The organism is Alteromonas sp. NFXS44 (assembly GCF_040148705.1).
Taxonomy (GTDB): Bacteria; Pseudomonadota; Gammaproteobacteria; order Enterobacterales; family Alteromonadaceae; genus Alteromonas.
Genome location: NZ_JAGDEA010000007.1, coordinates 18,306 through 37,803 on the forward strand (window position 1 = coordinate 18,306; position 19,498 = coordinate 37,803).

Below are 19,498 nucleotides of genomic sequence, written 5' to 3' on the forward strand. Positions count from 1 at the left end.
AAATCAAGTATACCGTCATTCTCTTTTTACCTTAACTGCGCGCCACATACTGTGCAAAAGCAAGCAGTACAAATAGCCCAAGAAGCCCAATAATAAATCCTTCAAGAGTCATAACACTCTGCTCTCCTCGATTACTACAAATATACACCACGGCTTTAGTTATTATGTCATTCTGAGCGCCTATTGACCAATAATTCACCTCTGCTGATATGAAAGCCTGCTGCCGTGATTATAAAGCACATTAACCTTTACCTATTATACCAATCTTTACTTACTGAATTACCTAAGGCGACATTTATGAAATTTTGTAGCAGAAATACAATTTCACGATGACGGCAATGAGAGACTGCCATGTAGTTGTCAAGTCATTTTGGCCGAGTCATTGATGCGATATTCATGGCGGTCTGGTGTCGCAGAGCTAATTGCAAGGTCTTGGTTTGTAATGAATAGATACATAAATCTGCCATAAAATATTACTATTTCTGCAATCCTATTAGAATATTCAGTTTGTAACTTAATGGTTCTGTTTACCTCTCTCTCAATACAGGACTACAATGAAAGCTCTATCACTAAAAATACTGATTCCCTCTTTAATTACCTCAGCAATATTAACGGGCTGTGGCGGCTCATCCAATTCTCCCATCTCAACAGCGCAATCATCAACCCAAACGCAATCTTCCGAAGAAGCGTCTGCCCCAGAACCCTTTAAAATTGGTTTATTACCTGATACGCAAGGTGGCACAGATACCCAAGGACAGGCTCATGTCTCTATTTATCCGATGCGTGAAGTACTGGCACATCAGGCAAGCGCTGGTGTTGATATGGTAATAGCCGTTGGCGATCTTACTGATAAAGGCTCAGACATAGAGTTTGCCGAATGGCGTTCAGTTGCCGATACCTATGCTGAACAAGGTATCGAATTCATGCCCCTGATGGGTAACCACGAAACCAGTTATGCTTATACGTATAACTGGATAGAGAACATGAAGAATTTTATCCCTGAAGACGCCGTGCACATGCCCGACTACGAATGGATAAACTATTATGTTGTACGCGAAAACGTAGCGGTATTTGCCTTAGCTTATTACAACCTGCCAGTTGCCTTTAGCTGGATTAAAGAAACTGTCGAAAGCCTTGAAGGTATCGAACATATTGTAGTTGCCAGTCATGACGGTTTGATTGGCGCTAAATACGGACAGACATTAGAACAAATCGTTGATGGCACTAAAGACGACGACTGGGTGTATTCAGTACAACCGCAAATCCGTGAGTTTTTTGCCGACAATGATGTGGTATATGTTCAGGGGCATGAACATCAATATCAGCGCTCGCTGGTGAGTGCCAAAACTACGCTAGAGACTTTTCCTTCAAGTTCAACGCCAACCGGTGGCAATTATCGCATGGATACCTATACCCAGATAATGTCAGGTAATGCTTCCTACAAAGGTTATGAATTTCGATTCGGAGAACGTGAATTGGTGCAAATGATTGTGTCGCAGAAAAACGCCACAATGGAAAATGGCTCAGAAAATTTTGACGTAAACTCAGCTATGCTCACCTTTACAGGGCCTCGTCTTGATTACGAGGCTTACTATGCTTCGCACACGGCTACTTCTAATGATGCAGACCAGGACTTTACAGCCGAATGGCAGCTTATGGATAAATTTTCACGCACTAAAAACCGTTGCGAATCGGTAATTTATCCCAACTCCATTCTGTCAGATACTCGTCCGGTTTTGGTCTTTCAGACGCGCTATATGACGAACGAGTGTTACGCTGATGATGGCAGTTATGTCAATCTGGTAGGTGGTCAGAATAATACATTTAATCGTACCGACACCCGCACCCGCGATTTGGGTTTTACGCCTGGCTTGACCCGCGCAGAGTCTATGAACGATTTATTACGTCTTGCCTATCAATGGTTATATCAGGTTCACGAGAACTGGAGTCCGAATTTAAACAGCCCTCTGCGGGTTGTTCCTGACTACGATGCTGAGGAATTGCTGATCCCTGAGACCACTATCGACCTGAAAGAGCATATCACCTTAAGTTGGCAAACATCGACAAACACAGCTTCAGACATCCTGATTGTCAGTGGTACCCAAAACCAAACCGGCATCTATCAGGATGATTACGGCGTCCTTAAAGATATCGAAGTAGATACCGGCTTAGGCAATTCTCAAACAGATGGGTCTGCTAAACAAGCCGTAGTCTTACCGATAACCGCAACAAAAGAGTGGGATATCAGCACAGCAGTTAGTGATGCATACGCTGTACAATTTACTGCCGCCGAGACTTACGACGCTGCAACGGTAGTGTTAGGTGTCCTTACCGGGGATGAATGGCAACCTGTGGCACCGTCGTCATGTGTGGTTGATTCTGCCTGGACCGACAGTTATCTCACTACCCCTCCTACACTAGATGCCGGTTGTGAAGACTATCCGCTAACCGGATATGACAGTGAGTTTGGCAACCGCTGGTGGGTAGTATTAAACCGCGATGCAGAACTTGCATTGATTGGGCAGTAAAACAACCACTAACGCAGTCCCGGCTCCGTGCCGGGAACTGTAATTATAGAGGTTACAGTGACACATGGATGACTATGCTTGGCAGTTTTAAAAAAGTGATTCAAGAGACTTGCTAATGCCTTTAATAACTCAGATATTTCACTCATTACACATTTGTTTCATTTCGGAACGAAACACGTGGTTGTGTACTTTTAGCGGTTACTTAACCAAAGCTTGGAAAACGCCCGAAATTCGCTCTTTTCGGACATTAACTTGTTGCGGACTGTCTGATTTGGTTGAGTTAAAATCCTAAACTGTCAGATCGTGTATGTGTCAGTACAAATGAACTAGTGTGTTTTTTTGACACGGTTATGCCGCAATGCATGTTGAATTTCGCATACCTTTGCGACTTACAACGAATATACAGTAGTTTAAAATCATCGGAAAAGTCAAAATAAAAAGTGATGAAGAGACAATTTAGCCTATTCACCACTTGATAAAGCATTGTGTTTCAAATGGCTACGGTAAAACTTGAACAATCATCAAAATATATTCGCAGAAAACACTATACCAAAAGTACGCGGAGGCTCTGCCTGTGCGGTACTTCCGTCTGTAGTCGATTTTACGACTTCTTCAGTAATATTTCTTATATACGCGCTAATTTTCCAATCGTATTCGCCACCCGGCATGTAGGTTGCCATAACGTCAAACTGAGTATTAGCATCCACCGTGTATAAATCACCAACGGGGGTTCCATCAGATTCACGAATTGCCGGATTCATATAACTGTAACCTGATACGTAGATCTCACTGGAATAGCGAACATCGGCACGAAGTGACAGGGTGCCGCCATAGAAATCAAAGAAATGTTCATAGAAACCTTTAACCTGCAACTCGGGGGTTCGCGGGGATTGCGCTCCATTGAGATTAACAGTGGATGAAGCATCGTCCGGAAAACTGGTACCTGAAGTAGCTGTAAACGTCAGATAACTGTCATCCGACACCACAGAGCGGGTATAGGCTGTCGATAAGCTGATACGGCTATCTTCGGTAACCAGCCACATTGACTCTAATTCCAGTCCTGTAGTCTCAATGCCCTCGGCGTTCAGCATTGAACTGCACACTACGTCCACATCAAAGAAAACACGTGGAGCAGAACCATCCGGACAGTCAACTGTTGGATCGGCTGTTGTGGTGAAATAATTATACTGACGGTCAGTATAATCGTAATAATAAGCAGACACGTTTAGCATTAGAGTACCATCGAACAACATATTTTTGGAGCCGATTTCCAAGGTTGTCAGATACTCTGGGTCACTGAACAATTTTTTATTGGGGATCTCCTCACCTGCAAGGTTGGTTACAATCGGGGAAGCATTAGTGTTCATACCACCTGGACGATATCCAGTCGCTAAAGTCATATATGCAGACGAGGTGTCATTCAACTCTTTTTCAACGCCCAGCTTCCAATCAAAACGAGACCAGTCCTTGCTACCTGACGCATCCGATGCACTTTCAGTTTCATAGTTACTGGTATTAATGAATGACTTTTCATCTTTCGTCATGCGTGCACCGGCAGTGACTGCCCATGAACCAAATGGGATGGTTGTTTGCGCAAATACTGCCTGAGTACTCTGGTCCTGAAAGAGGAAGGTATCATATTCCGTAGAATGGTTACTTCTTTCCGCCTCATCGTAATAAAGACCTATAATCCAATCGATGTCGGAAGATTCCGGAGATGACATCTGAGCTTCAAAAGTCGTAGAATCCGCCTCTGTCTTTTCAGGAAACTGTCCGTACTGGTATGCTGTACCTGTATTAATGATCAGGTTCTTTAACTGATCCGTTTTACTGTAGCTTGGTAATATTCGAAAATCAGCAAAACTGGTAGAAAAGCGCAGGTCAGCATAATACTTGGCAAAATCAAAATCTCTTGAAGAGCCCGGTTCCTGACCGGTTAAACCACCGTCTTGTGTAACATCATCCCATGCATCGTAGTCAGGCTCACCTAATCCCCAAACAGCAGAACCTGCGCCACGACCTCCTGAACCAACAGCGCCACCTAATGTATTGTTTTCTACTCCAAATAAAGCGCTAAATGCTCCGCCATCATTGTAAGCTAACTTAATACGGGAACCTGACGAAACCAAGTCGTTTAGGCCACTGGTATAGTAACTGTCACGATCAACGGAGTTATAGGCTACACGCATTGCCCAGTTGTCATTTAATGGTAAATTCATAACGCCGGTAGCACGAATTAAGTCATAATTGCCTCGCTCTACCGAGCCAGATAACTCAAAGACATCAGTTGGATCTTTTGTAATAACATTTAACACGCCGGCAATGGCACCGCGACCATATAGCGTTCCCTGGGGCCCACGTAATACTTCCAGACGGTCAATATCAAAGAAAGCAAGTGAACCGGTATCACCTATCAGACTGGAACTCACGACGCCGTCGACATTAATAGACACTCCGGGATCAGTGCGACCAAATGCGGCTGTGGCACCTTCCACACCACGCATATTGATGTTTGTTGCACCAAACGCTGCATTTGAAAAACTCACACCTGCTACCGTATCTAAAACTTCACGGATATCATTTCGTCCCTGAGACGATATGGCTTCACCACTTATTGCCACAATAGACGCTGGTGTTTCTTGAATGGATGAAACCTTCTTTTCAGCTGTCACTTCTATAACTTCGATTTGTGCCCTGTTTTCAGCTTCGGTTATTTCGTTCTGCTGAGCCATTGCAACATTAGAAGCGCTCAAACTAGATATTGCCATGGCAACTGATAAAGTGATTTTGTGTTTACGCATAATACCTCCTGTGTGCATATTTCCGAGTTGTATTTTATTTCTCATTCTTCAATGCGTATCTCTGCTGATGGCCACATCGTGACAACATGAAAACGAAAACCAAACACCAGAAAAACACATACTGATAACATTAAGTTCACACATAATAAACACATATTTCCCGCAAAGGGAAATAGTTTTTTAGACTTTATGGTAAAAAAATTTAAGGCAAGTTAATCAATAGTTTAGGATGTGTATTCGCGATAAGAAAGTGTGATATACGGCATCGATAAAACAAATAATGCCCGCAAAAATTGGCATCCTAAACCCAATTTCGGATACAAGATGGCAACACGACTCGCACCCGATTTTCAGTACGAATGAGGTCCCCGGATTTCACATCACATCGCCAGAGTGAGACCTGGTCAGCTATTTGTTCTGTCACCAAAGCCCACTGGCCAGTTTTATCAAATTGCATGCTCCAGCAACTGGGAGATGAGAGTTCAACATGCTGATGAAGTGTAAAACGACCATCCTGACTGTTGATGCTGAAAGAGGCGATACTCCCTGCCCCGCGATTGCTAACGAAGACCCACTTACCCGAAGGATGCATTACAATATCTGCGGTATGATTGTCACCACGATACCCTAATGGCAGTACGCTCTCGTTTTGAAGTAAGGTTAAAGTTCCATCATGTTCATTCCATCGCCAGGCAGATACTGAGGAAGTCCCTTCACCAGACGTATACAAAAATTGAAACCCCGGATGCCAGGCAATATGCCTGGGGCCAGCGCCAGGGGCGTCGTTAGCGACACTGTGAAAAAGCAAGCGTCCCGAGGTTTTATCCACTTTAAGAACACGACATCGATTAGCCGCTATCTCAGTGGCAATGGCATATCTCTGGGTTTGACTAAACTGAATATCATGGGGCTTGCCAATATCCATTTCAGGCCAGCTATCCCGATGTGTCTCCTCGCCTGGAGCCCGAATACGATACTCCCCTGTGACAAAGGGCTTACCCATAGTTTGTTGTTGATTCAATAAGGCACCGTTTGCGGCTAACGGAATGGCGACAATACTGTCGGAAGCAAAATGTGTTGTAAGTAATTGTTTACCATCATGACTCACCTGCCCAACGGTAGGACCTAACCCACCGCTCATAACCGAGTTGAGTTCGACAAAATGATTGTGGTGCCAGCGATAAGCCGTAATCACGTTTTGCCCGTTTATTTGCGTACCTTGCCCCCGACACGCATACAATACATTAAGCGTTGGATGAGTTATCAGATTGACCGGATTAGAAACGTTAGCGACTAACTCTGCCTGACTTAGCTGCCCACTTTTTGTGTTTAACGTAAATGCATATATCCCTTCAGAGATATCCGATGCCTTGCGATGTATGCCAAAATCGGTAGGTATATCTTCATCCTGACTATTGGTGAAAGTGCCAACAACAAAACGCTGCAGGTCGCTTGAAATGCCATTTGCCCACAACGGATAACAAGCAACAACCGAAGCCCCTGCCAAAAAAGCACGTCGACTGAGAGTAAACATAGCGTCACTATCTCCAGAGACATAGACTGGCGAACATCGTCCGCCAGCCAGATGATTAATCCTGAATTGAAGGAAGCTCGATAGTTGCTGCCCCTTCCTGCCAGATGTCACCCTCTATGTTTTCAATCCACCACACTATTTCAATGTAATGTTTATTATTTTCAACGTACTTGTCATACACATAAGATTTCACAATCGCCATATCCTGAGTCAGACCATGTGTATTTACATGTTTACCTTTCAGTTCAGGTACACGATCCAGGAAGTGCTCTGCTTCTGGGTTTTCTGGAATTGTTTTACCGACAAGAGCCATGGCGCGAGGATCCATAATGCTCCATCGAAGGTTTTGCACAAAGCCTTTGTCTCCCATCCAGTTGTTGATGTGCCTGATAGCAAAATCTCTGGCTACATAGTTCAGCAGAATGGCTCTTTTTTCCGACTCTTTATGAATGTCAGTAACGTCATAATCGCTCTCGTCTTCCTCACTCATCGCCAAGGCAATGGGTTTATCACTGCCTGGAGGAATAGGGACATAGTCAGTGCGATTTTTCATACGGTAAATGCCATCAGCGCTATTTCTAATCATGGTTTTAGCAATCTTAGGATCCATAATAAAGCGCTGCAGCGACACACTACCACCCACTCCCATTCCGTGGGGAGAGATGGGTAATGGGCCATGTAAAATTGGGCCGTCAGCGGTGACGGTGGGGCGATCGCCGATTTTCACCTGCTCCCAGTATAGTGGCTTACTTCCCTGCACTGACTCATTCTGCCAAATGCTTTTAATGTAAGTCCAATCCGCATCGGTATAGTAATGCGCTGGGCGACTATTCCAGGCTGGCGCTTCCCATAACAGCTTGAAGTCACGCTTTTCTGGCTCAAATTCATCTTTAAAGATTTTGATTCCACGAGTCACTCTAAATGTGACATCTGCCACTTTTTCCGCATTTTGGTTAAATACACGTCCCGAATAACTGTTATGAGTCCAGCGATATTTACTGCCCTCTTCTGGCGTACGGTCTTTTCGGATAATTTGGTCTTTGATCACATATAAGGTATCACCAGGATATACATGACGATAGAAAGTCACATTGTGATTTAAGTCACCAGCCAGTAACGAGTCCCGGCTTTCCACGTTAGGAAACGTCATGAAGGAATCGTCGTGAATTCCAAAAGTTAAATAAGCAGGCGTATCAGGATGGCCATGTGCCTTTGCATACTTTTTATCGGTGTACAGCGGATTGGTTGGATCATACTTATTATTCTGATAAGCAACCCATTCCGGCGTCACTTCAATCACATTACCTAAGCCAGGTACGGATTTCGGCCAACCTTTTTTAATTAATGCTTTTATATCAACATCACCTCGTTGATTAATCGCATTAATCATCTTGATATAATCACCAATGGGTTGCTTTTCTTGTACCGTAAATAATCCAGGATACAAATCAACGTATTGTTCAGATTCAAATGCGGTCTCTTCAATCAGCGCTTTATCGGTGTGAGGCTGCTCGTGATATGCCTGAACCGAACCTGTGCTCAGCAACGTGCCTAAAGATAAACTGATAATTAGCGGGATCGATTTTAAACGGTTCTGAATAGTCATAGGTGTCCTTTTATTCAGTTATATTGGTGGCCGGATATCAATAACGTATCAATCTGACAGCGTTTTTTGATTCTCCGGCCCATTCCTATCGTGTTAAATTGGCTTTGCCACTTCTTCAATGACCTTTTGAGTCAGTTTGACCGCATCTTCATTATGTGAAGCGCCATCCTGCTCCCACTGGCCAATTTGAATAGAACTTTCAGCAACAAACTTACAGCGCTCGAATCGACGCTCTTTAAACTGCTCCATCAGGCTCTCAAATGGCATATCCTGCGGCAGTAACTCGGCTAATACTGCAGCATCCTCCACTGCCTGCGCGGCACCTTGCCCCATATGCGGTGTTGCCCCGTGAGCAGCATCCCCCATCAGGATAATACGGCCTTTATTCCATTGTTCATCGATAAACACCGCTTCCAGAGGGCGATATACCACCATCGACGAATCCACGATTTGCTCTCTCATCTGGGCTAAATGCCCGCCGCAGCCAGCCAGTCTTTCGCGGAATAATTCCGCTAATTTATCTTGTGGGAACCAGCTACCTTCAGGGTCAGTAGAGGTTAACCACACATAACCGGTTTTATCGCTTAATGGTATAAAACCGCACTTACCTTTATCGATCTCAGGGCCCATGGCGTTAAACGACGTACTCAAATCAGCTGGGCGGGGAATGTTATATCGCCATACGCCTTGCCCCGTATATTTGGGAGTATACTTGTCTCCAAACACGGTTTTCCGAACCGATGAGTACAAACCATCAGCACCAATCACAACATCGTATGTTTCGGTTGTGTCATCATTAAACAGCACTTCAACCTTGTCACCGACCTCATTCAACGCCCTATAGGTAAAATGATTGCGAATCGGAATACCCAGTTCATCAGCTGCTCCCAACAAGAGGTCATGAAGTGCGGGGCGAGTCATTCCTAACCTGGCCGGATAACGTTCGCCTGCAAAACCTTTCACTTCAATCTCGTGCAGCTTATTCCCCTGCAAATCGGTAAATATCATGGTTTCATAGGGATAACCAATTTCCATGGCTTTATCAGCCACACCAATGGCATCCATTGCCCGAATAAAGTTTGCCTGCACGACAATTCCCACATGGTACACATCCCGCTTCCCATGCAGCTCCACTACCTCAACGTCAACACCGTTTCTCTTCAAACCAATTGCTACAGAAAGTCCACCAATTCCAGCGCCCACAACCAGGGCTTTTTTAATGGCTGCCATGTTAATCTCCCTGATTAGTCAATACGGTGTGTCTCAGAACCACTGGCGCCGCCTTCCATTTCCAGGAAGTATCCACCTCGACTCTCTAATTGCGGTAAATCACAAAATGCATCAATCATGTGATACATGGTGGGCAGGTCTTCCCATTTAGGACGAATAAACTCAACATTACCGCTCCCTTCCAACCGGCGAATAACTTTACCGTTCCAGGCAGGTGGCGTTAAAGTGACATAGCTGGCATCAGAATCCCCCCAGTTACCCGTGGTAGGAATATGCTTATAAGATAATAACCCTGCAAACTTAGGGTCACTTTTAGGCAGTTCGGTGCTTTCACTAAGATCCGACGCTGAAATCTTCCAAAACGTTGTACCCAACCATGACATTGCCGTTTCTTTTTTCCCTTCGTGATCTCTAACCGGAGGAATTTTGCACCACAATTTATTATGACCAAGCTCTTCACGACCGGATAAAATAGGATCAGTCAGGTTTTCATAACGAACAACCAAGAAAGTGCCATGGACTGGGCCATTTTCACTTTCAAAGACCACATTAAGTTTTAAATCACACATGTTGTAGCCGCGACCGGCCAGCCAGCCAAAGCCATCAAAGTAAGTTGCCTCACAAGTCACTACCGGCTCGCCCCACAGTGAGAATCCTTCAGGTAACCAGCTTTCGAGCATCTTGGCATCAGTTAGAAAACGCGCTCCCAATACATGGCGCTTAGGTAAAGTTTCCCAATCATAATTTTCAATTCCTTTGAACTGACGGGGCCCAGGTGTAGGACCGAAGAATACCGGCATACGGTAGTAATTTCCTTTTTCAGGCTTAAAGGCCATAACTAAATCCTCTTGTTTATTATTTTCTGATTTCCAGATTTTCTGGCAATGTTTCCCTCAACGCGTCGGATAACTCGCCACCAATTAAAATGAATGCCATTCGACACATTTGGTCAGAACGGTTTTCCCAGGCATGATCCGTTCCCCGTTGAACTACGATATCTCCGGCCTTTAACAGCACCTCTTCATCGTCCATGATCATGTAAATCTCCCCTTCCAGCACAATGCCGTAATCAACAGAAAGTGTGCGATGCATCATCTTGTGACGACCATCTTCCCTTTCTGGCAACTTATCGATGTGGTTAGGATAAAAGTCGTTCACTCTGATTTTGCTGCCCCTTGCAACAGGGGGAACAATTAACGGCCCCTCCGTAGGTTCAGGCTCAGAGGCATGTATTACTGCAGGTGTCTCGCTGGTATTCCAGATTTCAATAAAATCCACTCCGGTATTTTTGGTTCTCACATTCGGAGCCATGGAATCACTCAACACCACAGATTTCCCCTCGGGTGTGTGACCTGTTACTACTCTACGTAAATACTTAGCCAATGCCGCTTCCTCACTTTATTCCCTTGGAGAGAATTATTAGTTACAATTATTTCTCGATTAGGTAATATTACGCATCTTGAGTTGATTGCGTCAAGAGTTGAACTTGAACATTTTGTTTACAAAGTTACTTTAACCATACCTTAAAAGGATTAAGACAAAAACAATAAATCAAACAAAAACAGATACCTAGAAAACAACCAGGAAAAGAATTAAATTCGAATTAAAAAATAAGAAAAGTGACTTAATTGTTACACAACAATAACCCACACGGGTTAAAACAAAGTGAAAAATAAAAGGAAAAGCGTATGCCACAGTTTCAACATGGTGATGCAAGCATCTACTACGAGGTACACGGAGAAGGGTTTCCAATCCTGACTTTTGCCCCGATGGGATTGTTGTCCAAAGTATCAGTTTGGGATCTCCCCAATGCCCCAATCAAACCACTTTATGACCTGGCTCAAGACTTTCAGATCATCGTAATGGATCAGAGAAACGCTGGCGGACTTTCCCATGCTCCGGTCACGGCAAAAACCAGTTGGGATGACTATGCCGACGACCACATCGCCCTGCTTGACCATCTTGATATCGCACAATGCCATGTATTCGGACAATGTATTGGTGGACCATTTATTTTCAAATTGCTCGAACGTTCACCAGAGCGATTTTGCAGTGCAGTCATTGCCCAAACCATAGGACGTGCAGCAGGCGTTGCGTTGCCACCGCCGAATGAGATTTTTAATAAGTGGACAGCGACCGTCGATACATTACAAAGCACCCCGAGTGAGATACTGGATAGGTTTTATGCCAACTTATATCAAAGCGGTTTTGTGTATAGTGTAAATTCGGAGTCTCTTAGCCAATGTCAGATCCCCACGGCAGTGTTTGCAGGCAACGATAACGCCCATCCTCTATCCGTATCACGAGAGGTAGCCGCATTGTTACCAAACAATGAGGTTTTTCTGCAAGAATGGAAGAGCGGAGCTGAGCTTGATGTAGCCAAAGCATCTATGAAAGCGTTTTTACTTCGACACACGCCAGCCTGAACTAATGTGGCTGGCGTGGTGCCAGCCGATTCATGCGTGGTATAACTGTTTCGCGGTCTTGTATAGCACCTCATGCTTTTCCTTGTTGTTCAGGGTTTCACAAGCCACCAGCATACGCTGCACCATTTGACTGTATGTACCTGCAGAATTACCAATATCCGAGCCCCACAATAATTTATGAGCGCCCAGATTGTCACAGGCAACCCTCATAAAGTCGGCGCTGTTAATATTCGCTTCTGCCAGCATATTTAAGTTAATGGTAGTAAACTTAAAATAGACATTAGGTAACGAGTTTATTTGAGTAATCGCTTTATGCACACCGTAATTAGGTTGGCTCAAGTGTGGCCATGCCAGGTGATTAAGCACCAGTTTTGTATCATTGTACGTTGATGCTAATTCCTGATAACGTTCCATGGTTTCTTCGTTGTACTCTGGTAATACCGCCATCACATCGACTGTTAACTTCAGTTCATGAGCCACCTGCCAGCATTTACGTGCGTTGTTAGATTGTAACCAGTCATAACTGGCTTTATTTCCCTGCAATCCACTTAAACGAATACCCGCCAGATTGTGTTTTTCTGCGTACTGACGAATCACATCGTGGGTATTGTCCTGCTTCGCATCAACCACCACCACAGCCACAAATTTATCGGCCACTACGTCAGACGCATCCAGAGTGTAGCTGTTGTCATAGCCATAGGTGCTTTTCTTTTGCACTGCCGCCGCCGCCTCTACGTTCGAGTTGTGCATCCATTGCAATACATTGGAGAGTGTAGGAGCGACTTTAATATGACCAAAGTATTCTCCCGGGATAGGAGGCATCTTCTGACCAGACTTATCGCCGGCTAAATCGACGGCTTTCTGCGGATATTTCGTTGTGTCATCTGAAATAAGATGACAATGGCTGTCATATAACCTTAGAGGTTGATTCGCGCGCACTCCTTTGGCTCCCATCAGGGCACTAGCCGCAACAAGTCCACCAGCCGCTTTTATCATATGTCTTCTTTGCTTGTACATAACTCACCACATTATTCTCTAAAAGAGAATAATGTATAGCAAACCAATAATATGTTAAATAATTTTTGCAATAATGTTTAACATTAACAAGAAAGACGTATACCAGTAGCGAAAGGGCAATCTGGCAATATCATTCCATGGGCAGTCAACCTTCCTCCATAGACTTAACAAAGCGCATAAATTCATGCGCTTGGGTAAAACATTAAATAAAAAACCGGCTATTTTTTTTTACAAACAATGTGTATCGGTAAAACAAAAGATGTATTTGGCGTATTCGTGTCGATATTGATATATCCTGCATAATTATCTGCAAGATAATTACAAAACATTCACAATAAAATTACTTTAGGTGGATAGAGTAACGCTAAAGTCAAACAGGGATCTTGATATGATTAAGCCGTTTTTATTTAAGGGTACATATTTAAAGCGCATCACACTGGCCGTCAGTTGTGTATTAAGTACAGTGTCGATAGCCGGCACAGCCGTACACTTAAAAAAGTACCATGTTACCAATGAACGCCCCTGGGTTATCAGTCAGGATTTGCTAATTGATCAACTGGTTATTGATGCAGGAGCCCGAATTCTCAGACCCGGAAAAGCCATAACGCTACTGGTTGCAGGCAAGGAAGTCCCCATAAAAGCCGGAACTTATCAAAATGCACAACTCCGAGTTTCAGATAAATTTGGCCAAAATCCTGCAGGTAATACTCCTCGAGGCGTAGATAACTTCCGGACAGCGCTGTACGTCGATGAATCAGGCATTGATAACAAAAAATCGATTGTTGAAGCTATTGCTAAAGGACAATTCAGTGATACGACTGCTAGGAACCTGACAATTACTTCGTCCAGCGACAACTTTAATGGCGTGATGATAAATGGGCCTGTCAATTATACGATTTCTGACTCAACGTTTGATTTTACCGGTAATGGTGACGGCTCAGAGGTATCAGATTTTTCCGGATTCGGTGCCGCCATTGCCGCTTACAACGATGCTAAAGTCACGATTAATAATACCAACATTATCACTGCTGGTGTTGCCCGCCTCGCTCTGTTTAGCTTTGCGGGTTCAGATGTTTTGGTTCAGGATTCAAACTTCACTTCATTGGGAGGTGAGCTTTACCCCGGCTATGAAAACTCCGCTGATTTTTCGTTAATGGTAGCCCCTCCCTGGGTACTTGGCATTACGGGGACAGCCAGAACCACTAACATGATGGGTAATACCACCACATTTACCTTAGTTAACTCTACGGTAAAAGCCGCAAACTGGGGAGTGGTATCAACCGATCTGGGCGCAGCAATGCTGTTAACCATCGTAGACTCTGAGCTGGAGTTAACTGGTGAAAAAGATATCTTCAGCAAAAAATATGGTAGTGGCTATGGCACATATATCCTGGGTTCAGAACAGTTTTATTATGGCGTTACGGTGAAAGCCGGAACCTACGGCGGTATAATCCGTAATGGCTACGCAACCTACGGAGCATCGGACTTTAGCGCGCCGTTAAACGTCTATCCTAAAATTCAAATCGATACGGGCAAAACAGAAAAAGACATTTTTGGAAACGACCGCCCAGTCTTTATAGAGCAAGTAAGCAAAGACCCCATATTTACCAATATCCCGGGTAAAGGCAAACACTCTGTTATCTTATCTGATAATTTTGGCTGGATGTCTCATGGTAACGGTGGTTTAACACTGACGGATGGTACTCGCGCAGAAACAGGCAGTACTATGTTCCTGTTTAAAGACGGCAACATCACCCTAACACTGGAAGACAATGTCGAACTCCTGCCAGCAAACGGCATACTGATTCAACTAATGGATAGTGATGATCGCGCCGTTGGCCTGCAACAAGACACCGGATTGGATTTCCACTTTAATACAAGTTTTTCCGAGCCGGTTGGCTACCCCGGACTTGATTTTAAAATTCCCGAACCCACTACCGAAATGCGTTCGACCGTCAATGCAACGGCAACAAATGTAAACTTAACCGGTGATGTATTTAATGCCACGGGTTACATGAATGGACAGGCAGGAGATATCCTGAATTTAACCTTAGCCAACAAGGCCACGCTAACCGGTCAGGTCTCGGCAACCTCTGCGATCCATGTTGATGAGCATGGTAAACAAAAGGCCAGATTTAATAGTGATGAATATTACTATCTGGGCCATATTGCGAATAAACCCTTTGATAATGGGGCTAACCATATCAATCTGACCTTAAAAACAGGCGCTACCTGGAATGTAACTTCAACGAGCTTGTTAAATTCGCTGCAATTAGAAGAAGGCGCATCGGTTGTTGGCAAAAATGGCACACTAACCATGACGGTTAATGGTAAAACAACCCGAATAAAACCCGGTAAATATCAGGGTAACATTATTCTGCGCGTTGAATGAGTTTTTAACAGCTCACGGGTGCTAGCGCCTTGTGATAGCAGGTACTTTACACAAATGACAGCCTTTCGCGGCTGTCATTTGATTGACTTATCAAACTCAAAAAATAGCAATTCACTTTAGCGAGTATCGTCTTTTATTTTCGCTGCGGCTTGCTGTAACACCGGCAAACAGGTTTCCGTTAAGTGTTCCATGCTCACCCGTGACGCATTAGTACTAATGTTCATTGCTCCAATCAACTCACCTTTACCACTAAATACAGGCACGGCGATTGATCTTAGCCCTTCTTCAAGCTCCTGATCCACAATACTAAAACCTTCACCACGGGATTGTTCAAGAGCTTCTTTTAATACGTCTTTCTCTATAATGCTTGTTCTGGTATGAGGTGATAATACTACGCCGTCAAGCCAGGCCGCTTGCTCGGAGGAATCTAAACCGGCCACTAACACCCGGCCCATCGAGGTATAGGCCGCAGGTAAACGCGTGCCGGTCGTAATATTAATCGACATTAAACGATGTGCCGCCGGTGAACGCGCCACATAGACGACGTGCTGACCTTCCAGCTTACCTAAGGACGCTGATTCTCCCAGCGTTTGGGTGACTTCTTTGAGGTAATGCTCTACCACGGCCAGATAATCATCACCCACAGTGTAAGCATGTGCTAAAGACAGCACCTTTGGCGTTAAAGCAAATAATCTGCCGTCACGCTGAATATATCCAAGGGCATGTAACGTGAGTAAAAAGCGACGTGCCTTTGCTCTGTCGATATTTAATCTTTCAGCCACTTGTGACAGCGTCATTGATCTATGCTGCGCATCAAATGCACCCAGTACATCCAGGCCCGTCGCTAGCGCTGCTATGTAGTCACGATGATCGGAGGTAATTTTTTCGTCAGTCATATGAGCTTCCGTTTCGCTTTAGTCAAATTATTTCCTATTCCGTTAACAAGTGCCAGTTTTCCATTAATTTCAGCCACATAAAACCTTTCACCACTGCCAAGTTATCCTTTTGTTAAAAATTAAACTTGACGTAACAAAGCGTAACCCGCTAAATTGTACGCATCGTGAATTTTAATTCGTATAACGAACTTTTAAGAATATGGCAAAATTTACTTCCTTAAAAAACGCTATCTCTGATGGTGTACACGATGGCCAGTCTGTCTCACTAGAGGGCTTTACCCACCTCATTCCTTTTGCTGCAGGCCACGAAATTATTCGTCAGCAACGACGTCAACTCACATTAATTAGAATGACGCCTGATTTGATTTACGACCAACTGGTGGGTGCCGGTTGCGTTAGCAAACTGGTTTTTTCCTGGGGAGGAAACCCTGGAGTCGGTTCGTTGCATCGTGTTCGTGACGCGATTGAAAATGCCTACCCTGAAGCGCTTGAGATTGAAGAGCACAGCCACGCTGCGATGGCAAATGCCTATGAAGCAGGTGCAGCAGGATTACCTATGGCTCTTTTTAGGGGGTATGTGGGCAGTGACCTGCAAAAGGTCAATCCAAATATCGCGACCGTAACCTGCCCTTTTAGCGGCGAAGCTCTGGCCGCCGTACCGGCAATCAAACCCGATGTAGGCATCATTCATGCGCAAAAGGCAGATAAGGCGGGTAACGTCTTATTAGAGGGTATTGTGGGAGTGCAAAAAGAAGTCGTGCTGTCTTCTCACCATAGCATAGTTACTGTTGAAGAAATTGTTGACGATCTCAACGCCAGTACCAATAGCTGCATTATTCCCGGATGGGCCATCGATGCAATATGCCACGTACCTTTGGGTGCTAAACCCTCGTACGCACAAGGTTATTACCCAAGAGACAATAGCTACTACAAAAAATGGGATGCTATTTCGCGCCAGCGGGACAGCTTTGCCAGCTGGCTGGATAGCGACGTATTTATGCAAGGAGCTTGCTAATGACTGCGTCAGATTACACTGCAGCAGAAATGATGACGATCACTGCTGCCAGAGCACTGAATAATAATTCGACTTGTTTTGTTGGTATTGGTTTACCCAGTGAGGCGGCCAATCTGGCCAGGCTCACTCACGCTCCGGACATTCGGCTTATTTACGAGTCTGGCACCATTGAAACCAAACCCAGCTTACTGCCTTTATCTATTGGCGATGGGGAATTATGTGAATCCTCGTTAACCACAGTCTCCGTACCCGAAATGTTCCGATACTGGTTACAAGGGGGCCATATCGATGTGGGCTTCTTAGGTACAGCACAAATAGATCGGTACGCCAATCTCAATACCACGGTCATTGCCGCTGAGCACCCTGACAGTGGGCCGGAAGGGGCATTTAGCTACCAACATCCTAAAGTAAGGTTACCTGGCGGTGGCGGCGCTCCTGAAATCTCAACCAATGCCAAAGAAGTAATTATTACGCTTAAGCACTCCCCCCGCACCTTTGTTAAAGATGTGGACTTTATTACCACACTCGGCTTTGGCCGGGATGGTCAGGCCCGTAAAGGCAAAGCCACCATAGGTAAAGGACCGGTATTGGTCATTACCGACTTATGTATTTTGCAACCTGCCCCCGAAACAAACGAATTGATTGTGGTTAGCCTTCACCCTGGTGTGACCCAACAACAAGTGATCGAGGCTACCGGCTGGGATATAAGGTTTGCTTCTACTCTGGTCACCACCCCATCTCCTTCAACACAGGAGATACAAGTACTAAGAAGCTTAAAAGCGGCCACCGAGCAAGCCCATAGTCAGGAGAGTGCGGTATGAATGTATACTTGTGTGCTCCAAGGCGCTCCGCCATTGGCCGCTACGGTGGCGGTTTAGCTGCGGTCCGACCAGATGATTTACTGGCTCAGGTGATGCAGGCCACACTAGCGCTTTGCCCCCATCTGCCAGCCGAACACATTGATGATATCTTTATCGGATGCGCCAACCAGGCAGGAGAAGATAATCGTAATGTGGGTCGTATGGCGGCATTACTCGCCGGTATTCCTTTTTCTGTACCGGCGACCACGATAAATCGGTTATGTGGCTCAGGTATGGATGCGATTGGCTTAGCTTATCGAAGTATTCTCACCGGTGAAGCTGACGTCATTATGGCCGGTGGCGTTGAGTCTATGTCTCGTGCGCCCTATGTCATGGGCAAAGCAACCCATGCATACAACCGCCAGCAACAAATTGAAGATACCACCATGGGCTGGCGTTTTATCAACCCTGAACTAGCAAAGCGCTATGGCACAGAAACCATGCCACAAACGGCCGAAAATGTAGCGGAGCGATTCAATATTAGTCGCGAAGAGCAAGACCAGTTTGCGTTTTGCTCTCAACAAAAAGCTGCAACAGCACAACAAAATGGGCGATTTGCGCAGGAAATTACTCCTATAACCTATACGGCCGGGCGGGATAAGCAGGTAATCATCGACACCGATGAGCACCTGCGTCCGCAAACCACCTTAGCCGCGCTGGCCAAATTAGCCCCCCCCTTTAAGGCAGAAGGCACGGTCACCGCAGGTAATGCATCAGGAATCAATGATGGGGCGGCCGTAATGCTGGTCGCCAGCGAAGCTGCCGTAGAGCGTTATCAACTTGAGCCTGTGGCACAAATCAAAGGCCTGGCTACTGCAGGTGTAGAACCTTCCATCATGGGTATAGGCCCTGTGCCGGCCATGCAAAAACTTCTCAAGCGTAATCAGTTAACCATCAATGACATTGATCTGATAGAGCTAAATGAAGCTTTTGCTGCTCAGGGCTTAGCCTGCCTCAAAGCTCTCGACATTCCTTATGACGACAAACGTATCAACCCCAATGGTGGCGCTATTGCACTTGGCCATCCGCTAGGCATGTCTGGAGCCAGATTACTGCAAACAGCCTCAGTGCAATTGCAACAATCTGACAGCAAATACGCTGTGTGTTCTATGTGCATTGGTGTTGGCCAGGGCATCGCTACGTTACTGCAACGAGTGTAAAAATACCGTTGCTCTGAACGAAGAAACATACTC

Annotated in this window: 14 protein-coding genes; 6 read left to right on the forward strand and 8 right to left on the reverse strand. The window is 45.1% G+C overall.

Annotated features, from left to right (window positions below; all coding sequences use genetic code 11):
- Positions 1-554 precede the first annotated feature (554 nt).
- Complete coding sequence (locus J3369_RS10315; protein ID WP_349586418.1) at positions 555-2,528, forward strand: metallophosphoesterase family protein; 1,974 nt, start codon at positions 555-557, stop codon at positions 2,526-2,528.
- Between the two features lie 521 nt (positions 2,529-3,049).
- Here the strand turns inward: J3369_RS10315 and J3369_RS10320 are convergent.
- The 6 genes from J3369_RS10320 to J3369_RS10345 form a co-directional block, all read right to left on the reverse strand.
- Positions 3,050-5,329 carry a TonB-dependent receptor gene (locus J3369_RS10320; protein WP_349586420.1) on the reverse strand — a complete coding sequence of 760 codons (2,280 nt, stop codon included), beginning with the start codon at positions 5,327-5,329 and terminating at the stop codon, positions 3,050-3,052.
- 301 nt (positions 5,330-5,630) lie between these two features.
- Positions 5,631-6,863, reverse strand: coding sequence for a lactonase family protein (locus J3369_RS10325; protein WP_349586423.1), 1,233 nt, complete (start codon positions 6,861-6,863; stop codon positions 5,631-5,633).
- A 55-nt stretch (positions 6,864-6,918) separates the two neighbouring features.
- Positions 6,919-8,469 carry a MaoC family dehydratase gene (locus J3369_RS10330; protein ID WP_349586425.1) on the reverse strand — a complete coding sequence of 517 codons (1,551 nt, stop codon included), beginning with the start codon at positions 8,467-8,469 and terminating at the stop codon, positions 6,919-6,921.
- A 93-nt stretch (positions 8,470-8,562) separates the two neighbouring features.
- Positions 8,563-9,699 carry an FAD-dependent monooxygenase gene (locus J3369_RS10335; RefSeq protein WP_349586427.1) on the reverse strand — a complete coding sequence of 379 codons (1,137 nt, stop codon included), beginning with the start codon at positions 9,697-9,699 and terminating at the stop codon, positions 8,563-8,565.
- 14 nt (positions 9,700-9,713) lie between these two features.
- On the reverse strand, positions 9,714-10,535 hold the full coding sequence (locus tag J3369_RS10340) for an acetoacetate decarboxylase family protein (RefSeq protein ID WP_349586430.1): 822 nt from the start codon (positions 10,533-10,535) through the stop codon (positions 9,714-9,716).
- A 19-nt stretch (positions 10,536-10,554) separates the two neighbouring features.
- Positions 10,555-11,082 (reverse strand): cupin domain-containing protein, encoded by a 528-nt coding sequence (locus tag J3369_RS10345; protein ID WP_349586433.1) that lies wholly within the window; start codon positions 11,080-11,082, stop codon positions 10,555-10,557.
- 305 nt (positions 11,083-11,387) lie between these two features.
- Between J3369_RS10345 and J3369_RS10350 the strand changes: the two genes are divergently transcribed.
- A complete protein-coding gene (locus J3369_RS10350; RefSeq protein WP_349586435.1) occupies positions 11,388-12,125 on the forward strand; it encodes an alpha/beta fold hydrolase in 738 nt (245 codons plus the stop codon).
- Positions 12,126-12,155: 30 nt separating this feature from the next.
- Here the strand turns inward: J3369_RS10350 and J3369_RS10355 are convergent, their stop codons facing one another.
- Complete coding sequence (locus J3369_RS10355) at positions 12,156-13,121, reverse strand: amidohydrolase family protein (RefSeq protein ID WP_349586438.1); 966 nt, start codon at positions 13,119-13,121, stop codon at positions 12,156-12,158.
- Positions 13,122-13,530: 409 nt separating this feature from the next.
- Here J3369_RS10355 and J3369_RS10360 point away from each other — a divergent pair, with 409 nt between their 5' ends.
- Complete coding sequence (locus tag J3369_RS10360) at positions 13,531-15,534, forward strand: hypothetical protein (protein WP_349586441.1); 2,004 nt, start codon at positions 13,531-13,533, stop codon at positions 15,532-15,534.
- A 116-nt stretch (positions 15,535-15,650) separates the two neighbouring features.
- Here the strand turns inward: J3369_RS10360 and J3369_RS10365 are convergent, their stop codons facing one another.
- Positions 15,651-16,430 (reverse strand): IclR family transcriptional regulator domain-containing protein, encoded by a 780-nt coding sequence (locus J3369_RS10365; protein ID WP_349586444.1) that lies wholly within the window; start codon positions 16,428-16,430, stop codon positions 15,651-15,653.
- A gap of 199 nt (positions 16,431-16,629) precedes the next feature.
- Between J3369_RS10365 and J3369_RS10370 the strand changes: the two genes are divergently transcribed.
- Genes J3369_RS10370 through pcaF form a run of 3 tightly spaced genes read left to right on the forward strand, consistent with a single transcriptional unit; the run spans position 16,630 to position 19,465 of the window.
- The gene (locus tag J3369_RS10370; RefSeq protein ID WP_349586447.1) at positions 16,630-17,445 is read left to right on the forward strand and encodes a CoA transferase subunit A; all 816 of its coding nucleotides are present in this window, start codon (positions 16,630-16,632) and stop codon (positions 17,443-17,445) included.
- Positions 17,445-18,266: a CoA-transferase subunit beta gene (locus tag J3369_RS10375; RefSeq protein WP_349586450.1), complete on the forward strand. Its 822-nt coding sequence runs from the start codon at positions 17,445-17,447 to the stop codon at positions 18,264-18,266. Before J3369_RS10370 ends, J3369_RS10375 begins: the two co-directional genes overlap by 1 nt.
- Entirely contained in the window at positions 18,263-19,465 is a 1,203-nt protein-coding gene (gene pcaF, locus J3369_RS10380; RefSeq protein WP_349586452.1) for a 3-oxoadipyl-CoA thiolase, read from the forward strand. The genes J3369_RS10375 and pcaF overlap by 4 nt, the downstream gene beginning before the upstream one ends.
- The last annotated feature ends 33 nt before the right edge of the window (positions 19,466-19,498 follow it).

What these genes read in the sequence shown, in the direction of transcription:
- J3369_RS10370 (WP_349586447.1), top strand. Translation starts at nt 16,630, where the DNA reads ATGGCAAAATTTACTTCCTTAAAAAACGCTATCTCTGATGGTGTACAC.
- J3369_RS10340 (WP_349586430.1), bottom strand. Translation starts at nt 10,535, where the DNA reads ATGGCCTTTAAGCCTGAAAAAGGAAATTACTACCGTATGCCGGTATTC.
- J3369_RS10360 (WP_349586441.1), top strand. Translation starts at nt 13,531, where the DNA reads ATGATTAAGCCGTTTTTATTTAAGGGTACATATTTAAAGCGCATCACA.
- J3369_RS10320 (WP_349586420.1), bottom strand. Translation starts at nt 5,329, where the DNA reads ATGCGTAAACACAAAATCACTTTATCAGTTGCCATGGCAATATCTAGT.
- J3369_RS10315 (WP_349586418.1), top strand. Translation starts at nt 555, where the DNA reads ATGAAAGCTCTATCACTAAAAATACTGATTCCCTCTTTAATTACCTCA.
- J3369_RS10330 (WP_349586425.1), bottom strand. Translation starts at nt 8,469, where the DNA reads ATGACTATTCAGAACCGTTTAAAATCGATCCCGCTAATTATCAGTTTA.
- J3369_RS10325 (WP_349586423.1), bottom strand. Translation starts at nt 6,863, where the DNA reads ATGTTTACTCTCAGTCGACGTGCTTTTTTGGCAGGGGCTTCGGTTGTT.
- J3369_RS10335 (WP_349586427.1), bottom strand. Translation starts at nt 9,699, where the DNA reads ATGGCAGCCATTAAAAAAGCCCTGGTTGTGGGCGCTGGAATTGGTGGA.
- J3369_RS10355 (WP_349586438.1), bottom strand. Translation starts at nt 13,121, where the DNA reads ATGATAAAAGCGGCTGGTGGACTTGTTGCGGCTAGTGCCCTGATGGGA.
- pcaF (WP_349586452.1), top strand. Translation starts at nt 18,263, where the DNA reads ATGAATGTATACTTGTGTGCTCCAAGGCGCTCCGCCATTGGCCGCTAC.
- J3369_RS10350 (WP_349586435.1), top strand. Translation starts at nt 11,388, where the DNA reads ATGCCACAGTTTCAACATGGTGATGCAAGCATCTACTACGAGGTACAC.
- J3369_RS10375 (WP_349586450.1), top strand. Translation starts at nt 17,445, where the DNA reads ATGACTGCGTCAGATTACACTGCAGCAGAAATGATGACGATCACTGCT.
- J3369_RS10365 (WP_349586444.1), bottom strand. Translation starts at nt 16,430, where the DNA reads ATGACTGACGAAAAAATTACCTCCGATCATCGTGACTACATAGCAGCG.